A 23,722-nucleotide genomic window follows, 5' to 3' on the forward strand; every position below is an offset into this window, starting at 1 on the left:
TTCTTAAAGATTGTAAGCTAGAAGTAATCTAGTGATGGAGGCAGATATGGAAATTCAAAAGACTAATGAAATTAACCGTTTACTGGACTTCTATTACCAGTTATTAACTAAAAAACAACAAGATTATATTAGTCTTTACTACCAAGATGACTACTCCCTCGGTGAAATTGCGGCCTATTTCGATGTCAGTCGGCAGGCCGTTTATGACAACATTCGTAGAACGGAGAAGACCCTTGAAAATTATGAGTCCCGTTTACACTTAGCCACTGACTTCCGTAAGCGACAAGCGACGATCAAGGGCCTCAGGGACTATGTCAAAAACAACTATGCCCAAGATGAAGTACTCAATCAAACAATAGATAAGTTACTAATAATGGATGATAAAGAGGTGTAAGGAATGGCTTTTGAAAGTTTATCGGACCGCCTGCAAGGAGCGGTAGAAAAAGTCGGTAAAAAGGGAAAAATCTCAGAAGGCGACTTGCGAGAAATGATGCGGGAAGTGCGTTTGGCCTTACTCGAGGCTGATGTTAACTTTAAAGTGGTTAAAAACTTTGTTCGCAAGGTCCAAGATAAGGCCCTAAATAGTGATGTCTTAGAATCACTGAGTCCCACCCAACAAATTGTCAAAATCGTCGATGAAGAATTGACTGAATTATTGGGTGGCGAGCAAGTTGGCATTAACTATAATGAAGCAGGGCCAACAATTATTATGATGGCTGGTTTACAAGGGGCTGGTAAAACTACCACGGTGGGTAAACTAGCCAATCACTTACGGGAAGAAGACCATCGCAAACCTCTCTTAGTGGCCGCTGACGTCTACCGGCCTGCTGCTATTGACCAACTAGAAACCATTGGTCGTCAGCTGGATCTACCAGTCTTTCAACTAGGTAACCAAGTGAGCCCTGTTGAGATCGCCCAAAAGGCAGTCGTTTATGCCAAAGAGAATAACTACGATACTATCTTTATCGATACTGCCGGACGCTTACAGATCGACCAAACCCTGATGGATGAATTGAAAAACATCCAAGCAGCTGTTCATCCCGATGAAATTCTCTTAACCGTTGATGCCATGAGTGGTCAAGAAGCTGCTAATGTGGCGAAGACTTTTGATGAAGAATTAGAACTCACCGGGGTAGTCCTGACTAAGTTAGACGGGGATACTCGTGGTGGGGCCGCCTTGTCCATTGCTTCTATCACTGGCAAACCAATTAAATTTACCGGGGTCGGGGAAAAATTAGAAGACATTGAAACCTTCTATCCTGACCGGATGTCTAACCGAATTTTGGGTATGGGGGACATGATGACCCTAATTGAAAAGGCCCAAAAAGAATTTGATGAAAAAGAAGCCGAAGAGATGGCAGCTAAGATGCAGGCCAATACCTACGACTTTAATGACTTCGTTAAGCAAATGGATCAAATGAACAAGATGGGCTCATTTGAAAGCATTATCAAGATGATACCGGGCTTAAATAAGATACTACCGGTTGATAAGTTAAACATCGACCCTAAAGATATGGTCCGTACCAAGGCCATTATCCAGTCCATGACTGATTATGAACGGACCCATCCGGATGAAATTAACCAAAGCCGGCGTCGGCGGATTGCTAAGGGATCAGCAACCACGGTCAACCAAGTTAACCAATTGATTAAACAATTTAACCAAAGTCGGACCATGATGTCAGCCATGACCAATGGGGATATGAGTTCCTTATCTTCCCTAATGGGGGGCATGCCTAATGGAATGGGGAATATGCCTAATATGCCTGGTATGGATGGTGGCCGTCGCAAGAAACAGCGGGCTCAAGAACTAGCAGCAAAACACATGAAGAAGAAATTAAATAAGCAACGTAAAAAACGTGGCAAAAAAGGGTAAATGTGAAGGAGACTAGTGGGATAAATGAAATTCGTTGAAATAGCAGCAGATGATTTTGACAAGTGGATCAAGCAATTAGGCCGCAGTAACCACTTGCAATCGCTAGACATGGCGCGCTTAAAAGCCGCCCGGGGCCGAGACATTCATTATTTAGCCTTAGCAGACGACCAAAATCAGATTCTAGAAGCCTGCATTTTGGCCAGCTTACCTACCCATGTGGGTGGGGCCTTTGAATTAGAAGGCTGGCTACCTGGCGATTTAAGCAATCGCGACCAAATCATTACTTTCTTGAATGGGATTAAGGATTTTGTCAAGTCTCATAAGGGGATCTCCTTACTCGTGAAGCCAGATGTTGGGATTATTGTTACTGATGAAAAGGCACAAAACCCCAAAAAGATTAATGAAGATCTGGTTTCCTGGATTCAAGCAGCAGGCTTCACCTACCATTACCAAGACAAAAGACCAGAATTTGCCGGCTTTGACTGGAATTATAAGAAGGATTTGACTACAGTTGACCCCAACAAGGTGGAAAAATCCTACCTCCATGGCGCCCAACAATCCCTCAAACAAGCCCATAAGTATAGTACCGTGGTCCGAGAGATTACTGGCATTGAAGAAATGCCGCGCTTCTATGCTTGCTATGAGGAGACCTGTCAGCGATTGGGGATTGCGCCTAAGGAATATCCATACTTTGAAGAAGTTTACCAAAACATTGGCAGTGCGGCCCGCTTTGTCATTGCGGAAATTAACTTCAAAGACTACCAAGCGAGTTTAGTTGAACGTCAAGAGGAATTAGAAGGAATCTTAGCGGACTTAGATGAAGACCTGGTTAAAAATCCCAATAGCCGCAAAAAGAACAACCAAAGACGGGAATACCAATCCCAATATGACGCTCAAGTGAAAAAGATTACCGATGCCCAAGTCTGGGTGGACCAAGCCAAAGAAGAACAAACCGTTTTAGCAGTGGCTCTCTTTATTGAGAGTCCTTATGAGATGACCTATCTCTATTCGGGTTCAGATGAGGAATATTCCATCATCAATGCTCCTTATCTCATCCAAGATCAATCCATCAAGCTGGCCCTAGACCATGACATTCCGGTCTATAATTTCCTGGGCATCAGTGAGCCCTTTGATGAAAATAACGGCTTGCTTCATTTCAAGCAATCCTTTAACGGCTATGCGGAAAGAAATATTGGGACCTTTACCTGGTCACCACATCCCCACTTTCTCGCCCTCTATGAGAAGGTTAAACGTCTTCTTGGTCGCTATAATTAAGCGGCTAGGCCTTGTGCTGGCCAAAAAATAGCTCTCAAGAATTCAAGCCGGGCAGTGAGTCAAATACATAAGCCTATGATTGATTAAGTTTGGGAGACTATATTCAAATTACCTATTAACAAGCTTCGCTTCTAGCGGGGCTTTTTTAGTGGATAGGTAAATGATTTGCTATGTTTTTTTAGATAGGGTATTTTAGTAGTTAGTCAGTAATCAATTTAAGGGGGAGGTTGGTCATTTTTATGCAAGTATTTTCCTATTTAAAGGGTTATCGCTGGCGGATTTTGCTGGTGATTGCTTTAACTTTTGGTAATGCCCTAGGGGAATTATTTTTACCGCGCTTAATGGCTGAAGTGGTTGACCAGGGCGTGGCCCAAGGGGATACCTCATTTATTTTAAAAATTGGGAGCTTAATGCTGGTGGTCGTGCTGTTGACAGTGATCTGTCGGGGGTCTGCGGCCTTTCATTCTGCCAAGGTAGCCATGGGATTTTCCCGTGACGTCAGACATGCTATTTATACCAAGGTCAACCATATGACCTTTGATGACACCGAACATTTTGGCATTTCATCCTTAATCACGCGAACGACAGACGATGTCAGCCAGGTAGAACAAATGGCGCTTATGGGACTAAGGCCTTGGGTGCGTGGTCCGCTCATGTTTATTGGGGGCCTGATTATGGCCATGTTAACCAACATGCAATTATCCGTTATTATTTTACTGAGTATTCCCTTTTTATTTTTGGGGATGTGGGTCATTATCAAGAAGGCCCTCCCTTATTTTCCCCGTTTACAAGGGAAGTTAGACCGGATCAACCTGCTCTTTCGCCAGCGCTTGACCGGTTTAAAGGTGATTCGGGCCTTTAATAAGAATGGCTATGAAGAAACCGTCTTTAGTCAGGCCAATGATGAATATTATCAAATCGCCTTAAAGGTCAACAATTTAATGATTACGGTCATGCCGATTCTTTCCACGGTTTTAAATCTAGGAATTGTTGCCATTGCCTATTTTGGGGCTCATTTAATTAGCCAGGGAAGTTTAGAGATTGGTGGTTTAATGGCCTATCTCCAGTATATTACCCAGGTCTTAACGGCCTTAATTATGATTTGTAACTTACTTACTATGTTGCCACGGACCGTGACTTCTACGGAAAGAATTAGTGAAGTCTTAGCCTATCCACAAGCAGAGATGATCGGTGATAATTTACTTACCGAACCCATTAGTCGGGTAGAGGCCAAGGATTTGACTTTTTATTATCCAGGAGCGGCCTTACCTGCCCTAGATAAGATTAATTTCTCTTTAAGTAAAGGGGAAAGCCTAGGGATCATTGGTGGAACCGGGTCAGGGAAATCAACCCTCTTAAAACTCCTCTTACAGTTTTACCCACCCAGTGAGGGCGAGCTCTTAATTAATGGTCATGCCATTGAAAGTTTAGCGCCAGGATCGGTTCGCCAGTACATTTCTTATATTCCCCAACAGAATTTCTTCTTTACCAAGACTGTGGGGGAAAATCTATCTTATGCGGATGAATCCGTCACGGATGCCGCTATGGAGGATAACCTCCAAATTGCCCAAGCTAGGGACTTCTTATCTGACAGTCCCCTAGCTGACCGCATGGTTCGGGGAGGGGTTAATTTTTCCGGTGGGCAACGCCAGCGCTTGGCCATTGCCCGGGCTCTTAGCCGCCGGGTTCCCCTTTACTTATTTGATGATTCTTTTTCAGCTTTAGACTATCAAACGGATTATCAATTGCGCCAAGCCCTAAAAGATAACTTGGGCGATGCCATGTTAATTATTGTGGCCCAAAGAGTGGCCACCATCCGCCATACCGATAAGATCCTGGTCTTAGATGAGGGCAAGGTCAGTGCATATGGCAACCACGAAGAGCTTATGAAGCATTCTAAACTCTATCGTGAAATTGTTATTAGTCAAGGGGAGGAGGATGACATCCATGGCTAGGAAGAAACACCAAAGTAGCCAAGCTAATTTGCTGCGTTTAATCAAACATTTAGGCAAGTACCATTGGCTGCTCATTTTTAGCTTGTTAGCGACTATTGTGATTGCAGCCTGTGATATTATCGCTCCTCGGATTATGGGAGACTTAACCAATGGCATTGCAGCCGACATCAGCCAGGGCCAGGCCATTAATTTTGACCAGATCAAGGTCTTCTGTCTCTATCTTATTGCCATTTACCTGGTCCTGGGCCTTTTCCGTTACTTTCAGGGGCGCTTGCTGACCTATTTGGCTCAATCCTTTATCAAGGAATTGCGCCAAGCCGTCTCGGAAAAAATCAAGAAAATCCCCCTGTCCTTCTTCGACCAACAATTGACTGGGGACTTATTGAGTCGGATGACCAATGACATTGAAAGCTTGGGACGTAATATCCAGCAAAGTATTGACCAAGTCTTTTACGGGGCCATCCTCTTAGTGGGAATTTTGATTATGATGCTTAGAATTTCAGTCACCATGACGGGAATTTTCTTTATTACCATTCCGCTGTCCTTTTTCGCAACCCGCTTCATCACCTCACGGTCGCAGAAATATTTTCGGGCCAAGGCGAAGGGCCTGGGAGCTATTGTGGGCTACATTGAGGAAAGTTTCACCGGGACTGATTTGATTAAGGCCTATAATTATCAAGACCGGGCTGACCAAGAATTTCAACGCTATAATAACCATCTCTATGAAGTCTCCTACCATGCCTCTTTTATGGCGGGGATCTTACTGCCAGTGATGACCTTTATCAGTAATATTGGCTACGTGGCCATTGCCATTGTGGGAGGGTTACTTGTCTTAGGGCAGAGAATTTTAATTGGGGATGTCTTGGCTTTTATCCAATATAGTCAAAAAATTACCCGGCCCATTAATACCATTGCCGAAATGGCTACTCTTCTCCAAGAAACCCTGGCCTCGGCCGACCGGGTCTTTGAATTATTAGATGCTCCCGAAGTGGTTGAGGATAGCACTTATGAAATAGAGGCACCCATTGAAAGTATTGTCTTTGACCATGTTGGCTTTGCCTATGAGGAAGAGATGATTATTAAAGACTTGAATCTCCAGGTTGAAAAAGGTCAAACTATAGCGATTGTAGGGCCAACCGGGGCAGGAAAATCCACCCTGATTTCTTTATTGTTGCGGTTCTATGATGTTAACCGCGGGGCTATTCGCGTCAACGGTATTGATATCCGCCAAGCCAGCCGGGAAAACCTGCGTCAGTTTTTTGGCATGGTGCTTCAAGATACCTGGCTCCAGCAGGGGACCATTGCGGATAATATCCGTTATGGGGCCGAGGGAGCTAGCGATGAAGAAGTGGTTCAAGCAGCCAAGGATGCTCATTGCTATCACTTTATTCAAAGCCTGCCTGATGGCTTTAACACTCTCTTAAATGAAGAAGGCAATAATATCTCTCAAGGGCAAAAGCAATTAATTACCATTGCCCGGGCCTTTATATCTAACCCGGAAGTCATGATCCTTGATGAAGCCACCTCGTCAGTGGACACCCGTACCGAACAACTTATCCAGTCAGCCATGGCTAAGCTCATGCAAGGGCGAACCAACTTTGTGATTGCCCACCGCTTGTCCACTATTGTGGAAGCTGATAAAATTCTGGTCCTAGACCAGGGGGATATTGTTGAACAAGGAAGCCATGAAGAATTACTGGCTAAAAATGGTAAATACGCCCAACTCTACCAAAGCCAATTTAATGATTAATGAACAGAGTGCGACAAGTGCACTAAAGAGCAAGACCGTTACGCATACTATATCTGTAACTCGCTCCGCTTCGAACAGCTATAGCAACTGGAGCTAAAGGGCGAAATTGCTGGGAAATAATCCCAGCTTTTTTGTATATTAAGTTCGGTAAAATGTCTTTCAAAAGTCAGTCTTGTCCCAGGGCAAAGCCAACTTTTGGGACATTTTTCTTATCTTTCTGTTTCTGTATTATTTAAGGCTGTGCTATTATTAAAGCGAGAAAAGAAGGGAGTTGGTGGTAGGATGGGAAGTCTGCTCTTTCTTTTAGGAGTCCTGGCTTTAATAGTCGCTTTGATGACTAGAGAGTATCTCTTTATGGGCTTAATAAGCCTGATTCTCTTTGTTTTATACTTTTATTTCTTTGCTAGTGCTTCTTGGCTGGCTGTGATCTTATTGGTTCTAGGGTTTTCTCTCCTGGCTTTTGAATTTCTTTTACCCACTATGGGGCTTTTAGGCTTGATGGGTCTAGCTGTGATTTATCTATCCTTATGGCAACTGCAGGGAGATTGGTTAAGGGCCTTAATCGACGGCACCCTGGCCTTAACGATTGCTATAGTCACAGTGATAATCTTAACCCGCTTAGGTTTTCAAATGCCCTTCACAAAGAAAATGGTTTTAGACACTTCACTGACAGAAGCGGATGGTTTCCAGTCCTTAGCTGACCCATCCAAATATCTCAACCAGAGGGCGATCGCAGTCACTGATTGCCGTCCAGTGGGCAAGGCCCGCTTCTCTAATGGGGAAATTCTCGAAGTTCTTAGTCAGTATCACTATATAGAAAAGGGAAGCGAGGTCACAGTCATTAAGGTGAAGAATGATCGCTTGCTAGTCGCTGAAATAAAATAAGGCGATCAGGTAAAAATTTTTGTTTTACTTGGAAAAAGCAATACAGAAAGGATGATATCCAATGACAAATTTACAGGCGGGCAGTTTTTTTATTATCATGGTTTTACTACTGACATTAATCATTCTCTTTTTCGTTTTTGTTCCGATTGGTTTGTGGATAACGGCCTATTTTTCCGGAGTTAAGGTAGGCATTGGTAACTTAATTGGGATGCGCTTACGGCGGGTGAATCCTTCACGTATTATTAAACCAATGATCAAAGCGACCAAGGCCGGTTTAGCCATCGATATTAATGAACTCGAAGCCCATTACCTAGCCGGCGGGGACGTGAATTCGGTGGTTGATGCCTTGATTGCTGCCCAAAGAGCTAATATTGATTTGGAATTTAAGCAAGCGGCGGCCATTGATCTCGCCGGGCGTGACGTCTTTGAAGCGGTACAAGTTTCAGTTACCCCTAAGGTTATTGAAACCCCAATCATTGCCGGAGTGGCCCGTAATGGGATTGAAGTCAAGGCAAAGGCTAAGGTAACTGTTCGCGCTAATATTGAACGCTTAGTCGGTGGGGCAGGAGAAGAAACCATTATTGCCCGGGTTGGCGAGGGGATTGTGACCACAGTAGGGAGCTCGCAAAATCACTCAGAGGTTTTGGAAAATCCAGATTCCATTTCTCAAACCATCCTCCGCAAGGGACTTGACTCGGGGACTGCTTATGAAATCTTGTCCATTGATATTGCTGATGTGGATGTCGGAAGAAATATTGGGGCTAAATTACAGGCCGAACAAGCTGAAGCAGACAAGCGAATTGCCCAAGCCAAGGCTGAAGAACGCCGGGCCCTAGCCGTGGCTGAGGAACAAGAAAATGTCGCTAAGACCCAAGAAATGCGGGCCAAGGTCGTTGAAGCTCAGTCTAAGGTCCCCTTAGCCATGGCCAGTGCCTTAGAATCCGGTCATTTGGGGGCTATGGACTACTACCGGATGCAAAATGTTCAAGCGGATACGGACATGCGTCAATCCCTAGCCCATGAGGATAAGTCAGGTGATAAATAATGGATAAGGCAGAGTGGCGGCAACTTTTTAAAGAAGTGAAATTGGCCTGGTCCCTCATCAAAGAAGAAATAGCTCATTCTGACAACCAAGGGGACCCAGCCCTCCAGGACGAAGAAGGTCAGAAGGAAGAAAACAGTCAAGTGATTGTAAGTGAGGATGAAGCTAGGGAGGAGATCTCTCCCAAAAGCCAGCAAGATTCTTCTCGTCCACCTCACTTGACTAAGTCTAATCGTCAAAGCATTGCCTTAGAAAGAGACAAGCAGGACCTGAAGGCAAAAATCCTCAAGCTAGCTGACGAGGCTGAGGATTTAGCCTTGGATAAAGAGCAAGCAGAGCCTAAGCAGACCAATGCCGTTGACTTTGATTTGATTGCCAAAGACGAACAAGCCTTCAAGGATTATTTAGGCCGCGAGCTGCGGGAAACTTATGCGGATCTTGATGATTTTCAAGATCTTCCCCTAACAGCAGAGGAACAGCCCTCTGTTTTAACCACGGCTAAGCCCCGCCTTTCTAAAGAGAATTTAGATCAGGCCATTCGCTATAAAGAAATTCTTGACCGACCCAAGGGCTGGTAAAAAACTGGGAGGTTCCGGTTGTCAGTTGAAAAGAAAAAACGAATAGCTTCCAGTAATAAATTCCAGCTGTAAAGAAAAAATACTTTACAGACTCCTTAGAATTTGCTATAGTATAGCAATGTGAATAAAAGATTGAAAAAATAAAAATACAAGGAGGAATTTTATTCATGGCAGTTAAATTACGCTTAAAACGTATGGGATCAAAACGTAACCCATTTTACCGTATCGTCGCAGCAGATGCGCGTTCACCACGTGACGGACGTATCATCGAAAAGATTGGTACCTATAACCCAACTACCCAACCAGAAGAAGTTGTTTTAGATGAAGAACTTGCTTTAAAATGGTTAGGAAACGGTGCTCAACCAACTGATACTGTTCGTAACATTCTTTCTCGTCAAGGAATTATGCAAAAACATCACGAAGCTAAGCATAATAAATAAAGATAGGTGAATTGCATGCCGGACATTGAAAATTTACTAATGACTATTATTCAACCTTTAGTGAGTTATCCTGAAGACATTCAACTCGAAGTGAGTGATGGGGATGAATTCTTAGAATACCATTTAATGGTACATCCCGATGACGTTGGACGTGTCATTGGTAAGCGCGGACGCGTAGCGAATGCTATTCGCACAATTTTATATAGTGTACGCGTAAAAGGTCATCGTCGGGTTCGATTAACTATCGACCGTATCGACGAAGCCCAATAAGATGATTGGTATTAGTAAGATTATCAGTTAAACTAGGATTATATCCTAGTTTTTTTCTTAGGCATCAACCAAACTTGATAAGGAGATACGATGAGTCAAGAATTTTACCGTGTGGGAAAGATTGTGAATACCCAAGGCTTAAAGGGAGAAGTGCGTGTGATTGCGACCACTGATTTTCCCGACAAACGTTTTCAACCAGGAAGCCAACTAGTCATCTTTGACCATAAGAATAAGGAAGCTGAAGTCGAAGTTAATAGTCACCGCCAGCATAAAAATTTTCATATTCTTAGTTTTAAAGGCATGCCGTCAATTAATGATGTAGAAGGCTTTAAGGGAATGGAAGTAATGGTTGCAGCTGAAAATCGGCAAAGTGATGATTTAGCTGAAGGCGAGTTCTTCTATGATCAAATCATCGGCTTGGCGGTCTATGACCTAGCGGGTAAGCTGCTAGGAAAGATCAAAGCCATCACCCAATTAGGGCCCAATGATGTTTGGACTATCCAACGTAGTCAGCCCGGCAAGAAAGATGTTCTGATTCCCTATATCGATGACGTGGTCAAAGCGATCGATTTAGACGAGAAAAAAATAGTAATCGATGTACTTGAAGGATTGATTGACGATGAAGATTAATATTTTAAGTCTATTTCCAGACATGTTTACTGGACCCATGAACCAGTCCATTATTGGTAAGGCTCAGGAGAAGGGTCTGGTTGATATTGAAGTCACTGACTTTCGCCAATTTGCCAATAATAAGCATGGTCATGTCGATGATTATCCCTTTGGCGGGGGAGCAGGTATGCTGCTTCAAGTCGGACCAATTTATCGGGCCCTGGAAGCGATTGATCCGCATTTAGTGAGCGAGGATTTATCCCAGCGTCCAGCTAGCCGGGTGATTTTAATGGATCCTGCTGGACAGCGATTTAACCAAGCCAAGGCGGAAGAACTGGCCCGAGAAGATCAGTTAATCTTTATCTGTGGACATTATGAGGGCTATGATGAGCGGATTAGAAACTATGTGACTGATGAAATTTCCATTGGTGACTTTGTTTTAACCGGTGGAGAGCTAGGGGCTATGACGGTGATTGATGCCACTGTGCGTTTATTGGATGAGGCGGTAGGTAATAATGAGTCAGTGGAAGTGGAGTCTTTTTCTACTGGCCTATTGGAATATCCCCAATATACCCGACCACGGTCATTTATGGGCATGGAAGTTCCTGATGTCCTCGTCAGCGGTGACCACCAAAAGATCGCCGACTGGAAGGGAAAGGAAGCCATCCGTCGCACTTATCTCAGACGCCCCGATCTCTTAGCCCAAGCTGACCTGTCTGACCAAGAAAAGCAGTGGCTGCTAGAAGTCCAGACAGAAAATCCAAAATAAGCCTTTACACAGGTCTTGAATTTTGGTATCATTTTACGAGTGAGGTTATTTCACAAATTTAAACAATATTCCGCTGTCACTATGGAACATGAATATCTGTTGGAAAAGGAGAATTATCATGAGTCATAACCCAAAGTTAATCGATGAAATTGTTTCCGAACAATTACGCAGCGATATTCCAGATTTCCGTCCCGGAGACACTGTACGTGTACACGCACGTGTTGTTGAAGGTGAACGTGAACGTATCCAAATTTTTGAAGGCGTTGTTTTAGCGCGTAAAGGTCAAGGTATCAGCGAAACCTTCACCGTTCGTAAAGTATCAAACGGTGTTGGCGTTGAACGTATCTGGCCAGTACATACTCCTCGAGTAGCTAAAATTGAAGTTATCCGTCAAGGTAAAGTACGTCGTGCGAAACTTTACTACTTACGTGATCGTCACGGAAAAGCAGCTCGTATTGCTGAACGTCGTCGCAAAAAATAAGCGATTAAAAAACTGTGTCTTAGGCACAGTTTTTTTAATTGTCTGATGATTAGGAAAAAGGGAGGAATAGACCGTGGAAGCTATCTATTTAGAAAACTGTCAGGTAGGTCTAACATTCAAAAGCCGGAGCTATCATCTGACTGAAGAAGAAGCCATCAGTTTTGCAGAAAAATATGATCCCCAACCTTTCCACTTGGATAAAAGCGCCGCTGAAAACAGCTTCTTTAAGCAACTTTGCGCTAGTGGCTGGTTGGTGACTGCCATTATGATGAAATTAATGGTTGAAAGTATTCCTTTTAAACATGGGGATATTGGTGCCGGAGTGACCCTCAATTGGACTAAACCTGTCTATCCCGGAGACGACTTGCATATCGAAGGGAAAATTACTGATTTTAAAGCTTCTAAAAGTAAGCCAGATCGTGGCATTGCCTTTGTATCTGTAAAAGTTATCAACCAAGAAGATGATGTCGTCTTAGAAAATGAATCCAAAGTGGTTGTTTTTGCTAAGGATAAAGATTTTAGTTAATAGGGAGAGTGAGGTCACTCTCCTTTTTATCTATAAGGTCAAATAAAGTCAACCATATAGATTGACTAATTTTGATTAAAAGCTTATAATATAGCTGTAGGATGAAAGAGATCCTAATAGTAAGATAATCAAAATAACTAAGAAAGGTGATCATTTATGAAAATGTATACAGTAACTGCAGAAGTTAACAGTGATAAATATGGTAAAGGTACCCTAGTTGCAGAACTTAATGAACAAGATTTCATCAAATATGCTAACCTTTCAGACCAAGATAAATTAGCTTTCTTAAAAGATAAGGGCGCTCAATTCCAAGTCGATGTCAATGAATTAGAAGATGATGATGTGGTTTCTTATAAGGTTGAAGAATCAGCAGCTGCTAAGCATCCAGCTCAAGCCAATAGTTCAAAACCTCAAGTTAGCCGCAAAATGCGGATGAACATTAATGGTCAAGACACTGGTTGGGTCGATGTTACTGATGAAAACCAAGCTCAATATGATCAATTAATGGATCACTTTAATCAAATGCACCAACGCTTCAATGATGAATTCAGTCGTTTCTTTACCGACTTTAGACCAGGTCATTTCCTTGATTTCGGTATTCCCTTCCTAGAAGATGGGAAGAAATCCGGCAAGGAAGATAAGGACTCTCAAGCCGATGGTGAAGAGCGAGAAGAAAAACAAGATAAATAAAGTTAACAAGCTAAAGATTTCCTTCTCCTCAAATATGAAATCCAAGTAAGAACTGGGAAAAGTTTCCCAGTTCTTTTTTGTCGTCTGCTTGGTAGCAGGGGACATCACTTTGGTTAATGTCTACGGTGACAGGGGAGCACAATGAAGCAATTTTTTGGTCAATCAAATGATAGTCCTCTATCATTTCACCATAAATACCATTTTGTTTTTTGCTAAAAAATTCATCCTTGATTTAACAGTCTTTTTAAACATTTTCTAATTAATTTCCTTGATAAGGGTGACAAATTAGGATCAAAGTTTTAAAGTAGGAATGTGAAACGGAACAATAAATTGTTTCTTTTTGCCATCTTTGTAAGCGCTTAAGATGTTGCTGATGTTATCACTGGTTTTCATGTGAATACAGGAGGAATGAAGATGAGTCAATCGACCACTCAATTACACATTTTGTTAAGTCGCAAAGTTAGCAAAGGCGCGCTTTCTATAGCTTTTGGGATGACTATGCTTTTTGCTTCTCAAGAAGCTGTATTAGCAGCTGAAATTGATCAAGTTGAAAGTAATCAAACAGCAGAACAATCATTGGTTATCCCAGAACAGCAAGGCCAAGACCATGATGCTGTATTAGAAGAATCACAAACAATTGAGAGTGAAGCAGAAACTGAAACGGCTCTGCCTGAAGCAGAAATTAAAGATCTTGAGGAAGAACTTGCTGAAAAAGCAGCTGAAGCTCCTCTAGAATATCAGGAAGAAGTTTCTCCTGCGGAAAGTGAAGAGCTTGGTCAGCATGAAGAAGTTAGTGAGCCAAAAGAGCTTAGTCCAGAAAGGTCAACTAATAAGGAAGAGTCTACTCCAGTAGAAGATAGTGAAAAAGAGCTTGATAAAACAGCTCAGAAAGCAGAAAAAGATGAAAAAGAAGAAACAGAAGCAGTCGATGGAGAGGCTACTGGTAAAGACAAGCAAGCAGTGAAGGTCGAAAAAGTTGACGATGATTATAAACAAGTCAACCAGGGAAAAGGCCTTGCTAGTGAAGAAGAAGCGATTGACTTTGCCGCTTTAGAAAACTTTGCTAAGGAAAATCCCGCAGGCTTCAATAAAGTTCTCTCGGTTGCGATTGCAGTATCGGTTCAAGACGAAGACCGTGCGACTAGCGAAGAGGTTTTAAAGACCTTAGGGGAAGTGCTCGTTGATAATGAATTAAACCATGAACTATTAGTCGAATTGTCTAAATTTGTTATCCGTTACGGCGAATTGGGCCCAGATGAAAGTGACGTTCACCACATTGTGGAAGGCCAACCAAGTGTTAGCCGGGCGTCTGGTTTCTCCTTCTATGCAGCTGGTGAAGATAAACCTGCTGTTAGCTTCGAAGACTTTGAAAAATTAGTGGGTAAAGTAACTGGAACAACGGATAGCATCCTTAGCCTATTAGAAAATTTACAAAAAGGGGAACGGCCTGCTGCTGGTATCGGAGCGATCATGGATTCGATCCTACCCGTAAACTTAAACTTCACTAAAATCGGTGAATTGATCCAACGTATCGCTGAACTTAAAGCCGAAGCGGTTCGTCACGATGTCTATCTCTCAACAGAAGTTGTCGGTGCCATTGCTGAATTAATTCCTTCTGAAGTGACCTTCAATGGGACACCTGTGAACTATGTTTTAGACAAATTAGGGCAAATGGCTTTGGATATTGGTCGTAGCGTTGCAGACGGTATGGTTCTCAGTTACCACCCAGGCAGCTTCTATAACCCAAATACCATCCGTTTACGCGCTCAAGTCTTGCGCAAGGGTGCCGAATTAATTAAAACAGCAACCAGTGAATGGCGGATGAAACCACAAATTGTTCATTCTAAAGCTGGTCTAGAAATTACTCATGCCTTTATGTCTGTTGTCGATCCTTTCTCAACGGCAGAACGTTTGACTAAGCGTTTAAATGAATTAAAAGCCTTAGAAGTCTTCGGTAATGCTTACCGGAATATCACCCCTAAAGACATTGCCACAACTTATATTAAGGAAAAATTGGACAAGGCTATCTGGGACACCCGCTTCAAACGTGACGAATACATCCTTTCTAAAGTCCCATTTGACGTTTACCACAAGCTAAACCAGGCTATTACCCGTGCGGTTGGGGTTCAATTATATTCAGAAACCCGCGTTTATCAAATCGACGATGCGGTTGCTGAACTTGAGGCCGCTTATGGGGATGCTCTTGCTTACTTAGAAAGTATCCCAGCTGACCAACAAATCGCTCCAAATGCCCTCAAACGTGAATTGAAAGACCTCATTTGGAACACCCGCTTTGAACGCGATGGGTCAATCTTAGGGAATGTGCCAACTGAAGTTTACACGGCACTCAATGCCACATTAACTAAGGCTGTTGGCCTACAATTAGATCTTCACGCTAAAACAGTCGATGTTCAAGCTGCAATGGAAGAAATTAAGGCTCAATTAGGTGAAGCCCGTGAAATTGCACAAGCGACCTTGAATGCCCGTGCTTCTAAAGAAAGAAAACTTGAACTCCGTGACTTGATCGGTGAAGTTCGGAGCATCCGCGATAGCGAATTACTGGGCAAGGTTTCTTTCAATGCCTACAATCATCTAAATCAAGTAATCACCAAGGCTGTAGGAACTCGCCTCAACTTGAAAGCAAGCAATGCAGAAGTTGATGAAGCAGCTAATGCCCTTCGTCAAGCCCTCGCTACTGCCCGTGCTGAATTGGCTTAATATCTAAGCTTATGATTAGGAATTTTGTCCCAAGCGATTTGCTTTTAGGCTAAATTGTATTGATGTGAATTTTAATTAACAATGTCATACCGCAATATGGTATGGCATTTTTTGTACGGATAGTTGATCCAAGAAAGCTTGCTGGCTAGCCCTTGAAAATTGGATGAGGAATTGAAATAATAAGGACAATCAATGAAGAGGTGGTAAAATGAACTACTATGCTTTGAAATATTTTAAAGCGGTGGCTGAGATAGGCAATATGACCAGTGCCGCAGAAGAATTAAATGTATCTCAACCAGCCATTAGCCGGGCTATTAAACAGTTAGAAGAAGACTTAGGGGTCGATTTATTTATTCGTCAAGGCCGTAGTATTCATTTAAACCACTATGGGGAGACTTTTTTAACTTACTTGGACCATTCTTTTAGCGCCTTAAGTGAAGGCAAGCGGGTGGTTAGGGAAATTTCCGGTTTAGAACATGGTGAAATTATCATTGGCGTTACCCTTCCCCATGTCTTCCCTAACTTATTGAGTGACTTTCTCCACGATTATCCCAAGGTTCGGGTCAAGCAGTATGAAGCAGCGAGTGGCTTGATGCTCGAAAAATTGTTAAAGGACCAATTGGATTTTTGGATAGCTACCCATGAGATTAACCATGACCAAGTCGAGACCCTCCCTATAATCAGTGAAGAAATCTTTGTCACAGTGAGTCGGAAACACCCCTTGGCCCAGGCTAAGCAGGTTTTCTTAAGCGATTTAAAGGCGGAAAAATTTGTTGGTTCGAGTCAGGGTTATAGTTTTCGGGAGTTAACGGATGGTTTCTGTCAACAGGCCGGCTTTACCCCTGATTATCAGATCGAATTAGAAGATGCCGCTGCGATCCATAAATTGGTCGAAGCCGGTTATGGGATTTCTTTTACCCCTAAAATTTCCCTCTTATCCAGTCAAGAAAAGATAATCCCGCTTAGGGTTGCCGATTATTCCATCCAGCGGACGATCAGCCTGGTCTATAAGAAAGACCATTATTTCTCCCAAGCCGCTAAAGTCTTGTTCGATTTTTCTAGGGATTACCTCCGCGACTTTGCCTAACAGAATATATAGCACTCAAATATCTCCTCCAAGTCATACTTATAGACTTGGGGGATTTTTTACTGGTTTAAATTAATCTCCTCTTTATATAAATTAAAGTTATTAATAAATGCAAAATATGTATTATTATTTATCGATCTTTCTTGGTAAACTGCAGTAAAGATATCTTTATGACGAGTCCTTTAGCTAAAGAAATGAAAGCGCTAACAACATAAGATAGGAGAATACTATGAATATTCAAGGCAAGGTAGTGATTGTTACTGGTGCGGCTAGCGGAATTGGTCAAGCTACTGCTTATTTGCTGGCGGAAAAAGGGGCCAAGGTCATTGTGGCAGATTTAGATGCCAACCGTGCCCAGGAAGTCTCTCAAGCCATTAATGCCAAAGGGGGAGATAGTCAATATTTTCAAATTGATGTGACTTCATACGAAGCCAATCAAAAATTAGTTGATTTTAGTATTGAGAAATATGGCCACTTAGATGCCAGTTTCCTTTGTGCCGGAATTATGCAACTGTCCCGCCTATCAGATATTAAGGTCGAGGAATGGGATCGGCAGATTGATATTAACTTAAAGGGAGTTATGTATGGGATCGCCGCAGCCATGCCTGTCTTTAAAGAGCAAAAGGTGGGTCATCTTCTCACGGTTTCTTCCATTGCTGGCCTCCATCCTTTTATTGATACAGGAGCTTATTGTGCAAGTAAATGGGGGGTGAGAGTCTTTATGGAAGTCATTCGGCGCGAATCCGCTGATGAGGGGACTAATATTCGGACGACTACCCTCTATCCTGGAGATATAGATACCAACCTCACTGCCCATACTACTGATGAAGCTATAAAGGCCGGCTTAGAGAAGGTTTATGAAGAAGTCGCTATTCCAGCTGACCGGGTGGCCCAGGCTATTGCCTTTGCTATTGGTGCACCAGCTGATGCTAATGTCAGTGAGATTACTATATTTCCAACCAAGCAAGTTATCTAGAGATTTTATAAGGAGGAAGAACAATGTCAGATGTTAAGGACTTAATTGAACGGGCTAGAAAAGCCATGGGGGCTATCCAAGACTATAGTCAAGCTGAAGTGGATGCTATGGTAGAAAATGTTGCCAAGCGGGTTTATCAAAAAGCCGGAGAATTAGCAGCCTTTGCCATTGAAGAAACCGGTATGGGAAGGTTAGATTCCGGTACCGAAAAAGTGCAAAATATTGCTAAAAATGTCTGGGAAGATATCAAGGATGAAAAATCAGTGGGAGTTATCCACTATGACGAGGAAACTGGTATCACTGAAGTCGCCCATCCGGCTGGAGTTATTGGTTCGGTGACGCCAGTTACCCAACCCACCATCACCCCTTTAGGTAATGGGATGATGGCACTCAAAGGTCGGAATGCCTTGGTTTTCTCTCCCCATCCAAGTGCCATTAAAAGTACCGCTAAAACCATTGAAGTTATGCGGGATGCCTTAGCAGAAGTAGGAGCACCTAAGGACCTATTGGTTTACTATGAATCACCATCCAATGAAGCAACCCAGGACTTAATGGCCCATACTGATTTAATTGTGGCCACCGGGGGACCAGGATTGGTTTATGCGGCCTATTCCAGTGGGACGCCAGCTTATGGTGTCGGTGCTGGAAACTCTCAGGGAATTTTGGATGAAGACTTTGATGTTGATAAAGCCGCAGAATTGAGTGTTGCTGCTCGTGCCTTTGATAATGGCTTACCATGTACTAGCCAACAAATTTTATTCTATCCGAAAGATAAAGAAGTTGACTTAGTTCACGCTTTAGAAAAACATCAGGCCCACGTTATCACCGATTCAGCAATTGTTGACCAGCTAAGAGACAATTTAATTGATGAGTCAGGTAAGTTTAAAGCAGAATTAATTGGCAAGAGTCCTCACTTTATCGGCCAAGTAGCGGGAGTAGAGATTCCTGAAGAAGCCGAAATTGTTGTCGCAAAAATCACTAAAAATGACCAAGAGGAAGCCTTAACTAAAGAAAAATTGTTCCCCTTAATGACTATGGCTGCCTATGATGACTTCGAGGAAGCTGTTGACTTAGCCAAGAGAAACTTAGTTATCCAGGGTGGGGCAGGGCATTCTTCTGTCGTCTTCACCAATAGTCGCGAGCGCGAAGAATATGTTGGCCTCCACTTACCTATTTCACGTTTAATGGTTAACCAGGTTGTCAATGCCATGGGTGGTGCGACAAACGGTCTGAATACGTCAGTATCTTTAGGTTGCGGAACCTGGGGCAATAACGTGATTTCAGAAAACTTGACCTATCGTCACCTACTTAATGTTTCCCGTATTTCTGATCCAATTGATCTGGGAGAAATTGACCATGGCTGGTAAAGGAGCTTTGCCATGAAATCTTTTGAAGAACTTTTAGAAATATTTCAGCCCAAGACCAGGGTCAAGGTGGGCTTTGTTAATGCCCTTGACCATTCCAGTATTAAAACCGCTAGTGACCCAAGAATAAAAGACTATATTGAACCCGTTTTTCTGGGGGATAAGACTAAGATTGAGTTCTTAGTCAAGGATTACCAGCTGAGTCACTATCAAGTGTTTGATGCTAAAGATGATATTGCTGCTGCTAAGCTTGCAGTGGAAAAAGTTCATCAAGGGGAAATCCAGATGCTTTGTAAGGGGAAACTGCCTTCCAGTCATTTTCTCCGCCCCATCGTCAACAAGGAGAAGGGGATCGTGCGTAGTGGCTTACTCTCAACAGTAACCTTACTGGATATTCCTCAATACCCTAAGTTACTGGTAAATACTGATGGGGGAATGAATTTAAATCCCAATTTCGACCAGAAAAAGATTATTATCAATCATGCCATTGAAGTTATGAATGATATTGGAATAGAGGCGCCTAAAATTGCTGTCTTAGGGGCTACTGAAGAAGTCAACGAAAAAATTCAATCTTCTATTGATGCTCGTGACCTAAGGGATTATTTTTCCAAAGATCCTTATTTTAAGGGCAGGATTGCTGGGCCAATTTCCTTAGATCTTGCTCTCAGCCAAGAGGCTAGTCAACTCAAGGATTACCAGTCTCCAGTAGCAGGACAGGCGGATATTTTAATCTCTCCTGATATGACCACGGGGAATATCTTAAGCAAGGCCTTGACCATATTGGGTAAGGGACGCTTGGCCACGATTGTCAAAGGCGCTCAAGTCCCCATTGTGATGAATTCTCGGGGCTCGAGCAGTGATGAAAAAGTTTTTGCCTTACTTTTAGCACTTTTTTCCTGGAGGTAGCCTATGAAAATTTTAGCCATAAATCCGGGATCCACTTCGACTAAAGTGTCGCTTTATAGTGATGGTAAGATCCAAGCAGTAGAAAATTACCAACATCGTCCTGAAGACTTAGCCCATCTAGGGCCAGTCATTCAGCAAAAGGACTTGCGTAAACAATGCGTAGAAAAATTTTTAGAGGAAAATGCTTTGACTCTGGCAGATCTTGATGCGATTTCAGCCCGGGGAGGGACTCTACCAGCAGTGAATGCCGGGGCCTATCGGATTAGTGAGCAGATGGTGGACTATCTGACGCACAAGACCAGAAATCCCCATGCTTCCAGTCTGGCTGCTATCATCGCCTATGAATTAAAGGCAGAGCATGAGCAAAAGGATGTACCGATTATGATCTATGATTCAGTGGCGGTTGACCAGTTTGAGCCCGTGGCCCGGCTATCAGGCTTAAAGGGGGCTGACCGAGTCAGTGGCAGCCATGCCTTAAATACCCGTGCGGTAGCCATGAAGGTTTGCCAGGACCTGGGAACTCGCTATGAGGCAAGTAATTTGATTGTTTGCCATATGGGGGGAGGTATTTCAACTAGTGCCCACCAAAAAGGTCGGATGATTGATAACATTTCTGATGATGAAGGCCCTATGGGGATGGACCGGACCGGTGAACTTCCTTTATTAGCACTCTTTAAAGTGATAGAGGGCTATTCTTATGAAGAAATGGTCCGATTAAATAAACAAGAGGGCGGTATTAAATCGTATACAGGTCATACAGATATGCGGCAAGTACAAGCCGAGGCTGACCACGGTAATGCTTATTACCAACTAGTGATCGATGCCTTTGTCTATCAAATTGCTAAAGCTATTGGCTCATTAGCTACTGTCCTTAAAGGAAAGGTAGATCGGATTATTCTTACCGGGGGAGTCGCTCATTCCCAAAAAATAACGGAGGCAATCAGTGACCGAGTAGCCTTTATCGCCCCGGTTATTGTGGAAGCTGGCGAACATGAAATGATCGCCCTATCGAAAGGGGCAGAACGAGTGCTCTTGGGTCAAGAAGATATGCAAGAGTTCACAGGATAATTTAAATAAACTAATGAATGGTTTAAAGAGGCTGGGGGAAACCCCCGGCCTTATTTTATTTCTTAGTGAGGCTAAGAATGCTTAGGTGACAAGGAGAGATTATAGCGCCTGTAAGCTAGCCTATCTTCCTTACTAAATATGTAGAACTCTTAAAAGTAGGCAAAGAAAAAGCTCCCTACCCTGTGGTAGAAAGCTCTTTATCTAGGTGTATCTATTTTATGAAGGCTAGTTTATATAATAATCTTTTTATTGGCGTCCTTTTTCAAGAATTTCCTTCCAATAATCGTTATAGTAGTCGGTTTTTTCTTTATTAACGAAGGCTGCAATACCATATTCGGCTTGTTCAGATTGGAAAAGTTTCAAGATGGCATCAATTTCAATTTGAATCCCTTCATCAATGCTTTTACCGCTTTGTTCATCGATAACCCGGTTGGCAGTGAAAATGGATGAAGGAGAGCGTTCGTGGATCTTTTCAACGAATTTAGAGTTATCGATACCTTCTACCGGTTCCCCGTAAATGGTCTTCATAATATTTTCATCACTGAAGGCCACTAATTGGTCATGGTAGTCTTCAGGAATTTCACGTTCCCGGTATTTGTCAGGCATATTATTAATTAATTCTTTAGCTGCCACATAAATTTCTTCTTCTGTATTTGCTCGGGCATGGGATAAGCCTAATTTTTCGGTGTCATCAGGTCCGAAGATGGTCCCAGTCATAGCGAAGAATTTAGCCATTTCCTTGCCTAATTGGTGGTTTAATCGCAGCATGCCACCGTAGCCTGGGATAATTCCTAAAGTAGATTCAGGAAGGCCAAATTTGGCTTTGTCAGTGACAATCATGGCCCGACTGGCTAAGGCCAGTTCACAACCGCCGCCCAGGGCCCAGCCGTCAACTACTGCGATTAATGGTTTCTTACATTGTTCCATTTTGCCACGGATTACTTTGTGGCCTTTCATATTTTCTTCAAAGGCGGCCCAGTTCTTCGCACGAATATTGTCTAAGAACCAAGCGATGTCTCCCCCAGCAATAAAGGCCTTATCACCGGCACCTCTTAGAAGCATGCCTTCTACTTCATCATTTTCTTCACCACTTGTGATGGCGTCCCCAATCATATTCACCACTTGGGTATCAATCGCGTTGAGGACTTCGGGACGATTGACCAAAATTGTCATAATACCATCTTTAATCGAAGTTACTACATAGTCAGACATAATCATTTCCCTTTCTATTTTATACGCTTTGAACTAAATAACGCCTTTTTCTTTTAGTGACTGGATGTCTTCTTCACTGTAACCCAGGTCGGTTAATATTTCCTGATTGTGTTCTCCTAAGCGGGGCGCATGGTTAAATGGTATTTTTTTATCATCTGAGAATTGGACTGGCGAAGCAGGCATGGCCACACGTTTGCCATCCTTACCAAATTCCATATTTTCCAGGTAATTATTAGCCCAGGCTTGTTTATCATTTGGAATTTCATCAAAAGTTTGTGCCCGTTCAAAGGTAAAGTCTTCAGCCAGCATTTTATTAATCAGATCTTGACTTTCCATATTACCAATAGCTGCTTCTACTTGTTTGACAAATTCTGATTGCTTAGGATTCTTTTGGAAGGCATCCAAGGTATTGACGCTTTCATCATCGATATATTCCTCTAAACCGATAATCTTCATGAAGCGAGGGAATTCACTTTCATAGCGCACGAGGCAGAGCATGATCCATTCGCCGTCTTTGGTTTGATAGGATTGTAGGAAGGGGTTATTGGGATGCATACGGTCTTTAGGATAGTGGTCCTCGTATTGGGAAGAAACAATCATCATCTTATTACAGAAAATGGCAGAACCTAAAAGTGATACACGGACTTCTTCCCCTTGACCGGTTTGTCTTTGCTTGAGTAGAGCGGCTAAAATCCCACTTAAGAGGGAAAGACCAGCCACACTATCTCCAACCCCTGAAGGAGCAGAAATTGGGGGATGGTTAACTGGTGCTAAGCTGGCCATAAAGCCACCGCGGGCCCAATAACCCACGACATCATAACCTGGACGATGGGCTTCTTCGCCTTTAGTCCCGTAACCTGAAAAATGACCCCAAATTAAATGAGGAAATTTGGCCTTTAGGGTTTCATAGCCTAAGCCTAATTTTTCTAAGGAATGAATGCGAATATTGGAAATAAAAACATCGGCTTCTTCAAGTAATTGCATCATGATTTGATAACCTTCTTCGCTTTTTAGGTTTAGGGTAATCCCTTTTTTATTGAGGTTATCGGTTTCAAAAATAGGGTTTTCATCCTCAGTAGCGGTAACGTTCATGGTGGCACCGGTCCCTCTTAATTGGTCTCCAGAGGGGGCTTCCACCTTGAGAACATCTGCTCCCCAGTCAGCCATTACGCGGGCTGTAGTTGGAGCGGCTACCATGGTAGAAAAATCAATAACTTTTACGCCATCAAGTAATTGAATGTTCATTAT

At 42.8% G+C, this 23,722-nt stretch carries 23 protein-coding genes; 21 read left to right on the forward strand and 2 right to left on the reverse strand.

Annotation, left to right across the window (positions count from 1 at the left end):
* Nucleotides 1-46: 46 nt before the first annotated feature.
* The 21 genes from AWM73_RS02205 (at nucleotide 47) to buk (ending at nucleotide 21,262) form a co-directional block, all read left to right on the forward strand.
* The gene (locus tag AWM73_RS02205) at nucleotides 47-394 is read left to right on the forward strand and encodes a putative DNA-binding protein (RefSeq protein WP_060777890.1); all 348 of its coding nucleotides are present in this window, start codon (nucleotides 47-49) and stop codon (nucleotides 392-394) included.
* 3 nt (nucleotides 395-397) lie between these two features.
* On the forward strand, nucleotides 398-1,873 hold the full coding sequence (ffh, locus tag AWM73_RS02210) for a signal recognition particle protein (RefSeq protein ID WP_060777891.1): 1,476 nt from the start codon (nucleotides 398-400) through the stop codon (nucleotides 1,871-1,873).
* Between the two features lie 24 nt (nucleotides 1,874-1,897).
* Nucleotides 1,898-3,148, forward strand: a complete 1,251-nt coding sequence (locus tag AWM73_RS02215; RefSeq protein WP_060777892.1) for a peptidoglycan bridge formation glycyltransferase FemA/FemB family protein — start codon at nucleotides 1,898-1,900, stop codon at nucleotides 3,146-3,148.
* Nucleotides 3,149-3,387: 239 nt separating this feature from the next.
* Entirely contained in the window at nucleotides 3,388-5,103 is a 1,716-nt protein-coding gene (locus tag AWM73_RS02220) for an ABC transporter ATP-binding protein (RefSeq protein ID WP_060777893.1), read from the forward strand.
* Nucleotides 5,096-6,853: an ABC transporter ATP-binding protein gene (locus tag AWM73_RS02225; RefSeq protein WP_060777894.1), complete on the forward strand. Its 1,758-nt coding sequence runs from the start codon at nucleotides 5,096-5,098 to the stop codon at nucleotides 6,851-6,853. Before AWM73_RS02220 ends, AWM73_RS02225 begins: the two co-directional genes overlap by 8 nt.
* 282 nt (nucleotides 6,854-7,135) lie before the next feature.
* Nucleotides 7,136-7,738 (forward strand): NfeD family protein, encoded by a 603-nt coding sequence (locus AWM73_RS02230; RefSeq protein WP_060777895.1) that lies wholly within the window; start codon nucleotides 7,136-7,138, stop codon nucleotides 7,736-7,738.
* Between the two features lie 61 nt (nucleotides 7,739-7,799).
* Nucleotides 7,800-8,783, forward strand: coding sequence for a flotillin-like protein FloA (floA, locus tag AWM73_RS02235; protein ID WP_060777896.1), 984 nt, complete (start codon nucleotides 7,800-7,802; stop codon nucleotides 8,781-8,783).
* The gene (locus tag AWM73_RS02240) at nucleotides 8,783-9,358 is read left to right on the forward strand and encodes a hypothetical protein (RefSeq protein WP_060777897.1); all 576 of its coding nucleotides are present in this window, start codon (nucleotides 8,783-8,785) and stop codon (nucleotides 9,356-9,358) included. The genes floA and AWM73_RS02240 overlap by 1 nt, the downstream gene beginning before the upstream one ends.
* A 167-nt stretch (nucleotides 9,359-9,525) precedes the next feature.
* Nucleotides 9,526-9,798 (forward strand): 30S ribosomal protein S16, encoded by a 273-nt coding sequence (gene rpsP, locus AWM73_RS02245; RefSeq protein WP_013668726.1) that lies wholly within the window; start codon nucleotides 9,526-9,528, stop codon nucleotides 9,796-9,798.
* 15 nt (nucleotides 9,799-9,813) lie between these two features.
* Nucleotides 9,814-10,068: a KH domain-containing protein gene (locus AWM73_RS02250; protein ID WP_060777898.1), complete on the forward strand. Its 255-nt coding sequence runs from the start codon at nucleotides 9,814-9,816 to the stop codon at nucleotides 10,066-10,068.
* Nucleotides 10,069-10,158: 90 nt separating this feature from the next.
* Nucleotides 10,159-10,698: a ribosome maturation factor RimM gene (gene rimM / locus AWM73_RS02255; RefSeq protein ID WP_060777899.1), complete on the forward strand. Its 540-nt coding sequence runs from the start codon at nucleotides 10,159-10,161 to the stop codon at nucleotides 10,696-10,698.
* On the forward strand, nucleotides 10,688-11,446 hold the full coding sequence (trmD, locus tag AWM73_RS02260; protein ID WP_060777900.1) for a tRNA (guanosine(37)-N1)-methyltransferase TrmD: 759 nt from the start codon (nucleotides 10,688-10,690) through the stop codon (nucleotides 11,444-11,446). Before rimM ends, trmD begins: the two co-directional genes overlap by 11 nt.
* 118 nt (nucleotides 11,447-11,564) lie before the next feature.
* On the forward strand, nucleotides 11,565-11,927 hold the full coding sequence (rplS, locus tag AWM73_RS02265; protein ID WP_013669011.1) for a 50S ribosomal protein L19: 363 nt from the start codon (nucleotides 11,565-11,567) through the stop codon (nucleotides 11,925-11,927).
* Between the two features lie 73 nt (nucleotides 11,928-12,000).
* Entirely contained in the window at nucleotides 12,001-12,453 is a 453-nt protein-coding gene (locus AWM73_RS02270) for a MaoC family dehydratase (protein WP_060777901.1), read from the forward strand.
* 156 nt (nucleotides 12,454-12,609) lie between these two features.
* A complete protein-coding gene (locus tag AWM73_RS02275; protein ID WP_060777902.1) occupies nucleotides 12,610-13,143 on the forward strand; it encodes a hypothetical protein in 534 nt (177 codons plus the stop codon).
* Between the two features lie 414 nt (nucleotides 13,144-13,557).
* Nucleotides 13,558-15,861: a CAMP factor family pore-forming toxin gene (locus tag AWM73_RS02280; RefSeq protein ID WP_060777903.1), complete on the forward strand. Its 2,304-nt coding sequence runs from the start codon at nucleotides 13,558-13,560 to the stop codon at nucleotides 15,859-15,861.
* A gap of 208 nt (nucleotides 15,862-16,069) precedes the next feature.
* A complete protein-coding gene (locus AWM73_RS02285) occupies nucleotides 16,070-16,948 on the forward strand; it encodes a LysR family transcriptional regulator (RefSeq protein WP_060777904.1) in 879 nt (292 codons plus the stop codon).
* Nucleotides 16,949-17,177: 229 nt separating this feature from the next.
* Nucleotides 17,178-17,924, forward strand: a complete 747-nt coding sequence (locus tag AWM73_RS02290) for an SDR family oxidoreductase (RefSeq protein WP_060777905.1) — start codon at nucleotides 17,178-17,180, stop codon at nucleotides 17,922-17,924.
* A gap of 23 nt (nucleotides 17,925-17,947) precedes the next feature.
* Nucleotides 17,948-19,291 carry an aldehyde dehydrogenase family protein gene (locus tag AWM73_RS02295; protein WP_060777906.1) on the forward strand — a complete coding sequence of 448 codons (1,344 nt, stop codon included), beginning with the start codon at nucleotides 17,948-17,950 and terminating at the stop codon, nucleotides 19,289-19,291.
* Nucleotides 19,292-19,303: 12 nt separating this feature from the next.
* The gene (locus AWM73_RS02300) at nucleotides 19,304-20,194 is read left to right on the forward strand and encodes a phosphate acyltransferase (RefSeq protein WP_060777907.1); all 891 of its coding nucleotides are present in this window, start codon (nucleotides 19,304-19,306) and stop codon (nucleotides 20,192-20,194) included.
* A gap of 3 nt (nucleotides 20,195-20,197) precedes the next feature.
* On the forward strand, nucleotides 20,198-21,262 hold the full coding sequence (gene buk / locus AWM73_RS02305) for a butyrate kinase (RefSeq protein ID WP_060777908.1): 1,065 nt from the start codon (nucleotides 20,198-20,200) through the stop codon (nucleotides 21,260-21,262).
* 246 nt (nucleotides 21,263-21,508) lie between these two features.
* On the opposite strand, the gene AWM73_RS02310 is transcribed toward buk, so the two are convergent.
* Together AWM73_RS02310 and AWM73_RS02315 are read right to left on the reverse strand one after the other, a co-directional pair.
* The gene (locus AWM73_RS02310) at nucleotides 21,509-22,474 is read right to left on the reverse strand and encodes an enoyl-CoA hydratase/isomerase family protein (protein WP_060777909.1); all 966 of its coding nucleotides are present in this window, start codon (nucleotides 22,472-22,474) and stop codon (nucleotides 21,509-21,511) included.
* Between the two features lie 33 nt (nucleotides 22,475-22,507).
* Nucleotides 22,508-23,719, reverse strand: coding sequence for a CaiB/BaiF CoA transferase family protein (locus tag AWM73_RS02315; protein ID WP_060777910.1), 1,212 nt, complete (start codon nucleotides 23,717-23,719; stop codon nucleotides 22,508-22,510).
* Nucleotides 23,720-23,722 lie beyond the last annotated feature (3 nt).

The sequence above is a fragment of the Aerococcus urinae genome (assembly GCF_001543175.1).
GTDB lineage: Bacteria > Bacillota > Bacilli > Lactobacillales > Aerococcaceae > Aerococcus > Aerococcus urinae.

Excerpts from the sequence above, each read along its gene's own strand:
- AWM73_RS02205 (WP_060777890.1), top strand. The coding sequence starts at position 47 with ATGGAAATTCAAAAGACTAATGAAATTAACCGTTTACTGGACTTCTAT.
- ffh (WP_060777891.1), top strand. The coding sequence starts at position 398 with ATGGCTTTTGAAAGTTTATCGGACCGCCTGCAAGGAGCGGTAGAAAAA.
- AWM73_RS02215 (WP_060777892.1), top strand. The coding sequence starts at position 1,898 with ATGAAATTCGTTGAAATAGCAGCAGATGATTTTGACAAGTGGATCAAG.
- AWM73_RS02220 (WP_060777893.1), top strand. The coding sequence starts at position 3,388 with ATGCAAGTATTTTCCTATTTAAAGGGTTATCGCTGGCGGATTTTGCTG.
- AWM73_RS02225 (WP_060777894.1), top strand. The coding sequence starts at position 5,096 with ATGGCTAGGAAGAAACACCAAAGTAGCCAAGCTAATTTGCTGCGTTTA.
- AWM73_RS02230 (WP_060777895.1), top strand. The coding sequence starts at position 7,136 with ATGGGAAGTCTGCTCTTTCTTTTAGGAGTCCTGGCTTTAATAGTCGCT.
- floA (WP_060777896.1), top strand. The coding sequence starts at position 7,800 with ATGACAAATTTACAGGCGGGCAGTTTTTTTATTATCATGGTTTTACTA.
- AWM73_RS02240 (WP_060777897.1), top strand. The coding sequence starts at position 8,783 with ATGGATAAGGCAGAGTGGCGGCAACTTTTTAAAGAAGTGAAATTGGCC.
- rpsP (WP_013668726.1), top strand. The coding sequence starts at position 9,526 with ATGGCAGTTAAATTACGCTTAAAACGTATGGGATCAAAACGTAACCCA.
- AWM73_RS02250 (WP_060777898.1), top strand. The coding sequence starts at position 9,814 with ATGCCGGACATTGAAAATTTACTAATGACTATTATTCAACCTTTAGTG.
- rimM (WP_060777899.1), top strand. The coding sequence starts at position 10,159 with ATGAGTCAAGAATTTTACCGTGTGGGAAAGATTGTGAATACCCAAGGC.
- trmD (WP_060777900.1), top strand. The coding sequence starts at position 10,688 with ATGAAGATTAATATTTTAAGTCTATTTCCAGACATGTTTACTGGACCC.
- rplS (WP_013669011.1), top strand. The coding sequence starts at position 11,565 with ATGAGTCATAACCCAAAGTTAATCGATGAAATTGTTTCCGAACAATTA.
- AWM73_RS02275 (WP_060777902.1), top strand. The coding sequence starts at position 12,610 with ATGAAAATGTATACAGTAACTGCAGAAGTTAACAGTGATAAATATGGT.
- AWM73_RS02280 (WP_060777903.1), top strand. The coding sequence starts at position 13,558 with ATGAGTCAATCGACCACTCAATTACACATTTTGTTAAGTCGCAAAGTT.
- AWM73_RS02285 (WP_060777904.1), top strand. The coding sequence starts at position 16,070 with ATGAACTACTATGCTTTGAAATATTTTAAAGCGGTGGCTGAGATAGGC.
- AWM73_RS02290 (WP_060777905.1), top strand. The coding sequence starts at position 17,178 with ATGAATATTCAAGGCAAGGTAGTGATTGTTACTGGTGCGGCTAGCGGA.
- AWM73_RS02295 (WP_060777906.1), top strand. The coding sequence starts at position 17,948 with ATGTCAGATGTTAAGGACTTAATTGAACGGGCTAGAAAAGCCATGGGG.
- AWM73_RS02300 (WP_060777907.1), top strand. The coding sequence starts at position 19,304 with ATGAAATCTTTTGAAGAACTTTTAGAAATATTTCAGCCCAAGACCAGG.
- buk (WP_060777908.1), top strand. The coding sequence starts at position 20,198 with ATGAAAATTTTAGCCATAAATCCGGGATCCACTTCGACTAAAGTGTCG.
- AWM73_RS02310 (WP_060777909.1), bottom strand. The coding sequence starts at position 22,474 with ATGTCTGACTATGTAGTAACTTCGATTAAAGATGGTATTATGACAATT.
- AWM73_RS02315 (WP_060777910.1), bottom strand. The coding sequence starts at position 23,719 with ATGAACATTCAATTACTTGATGGCGTAAAAGTTATTGATTTTTCTACC.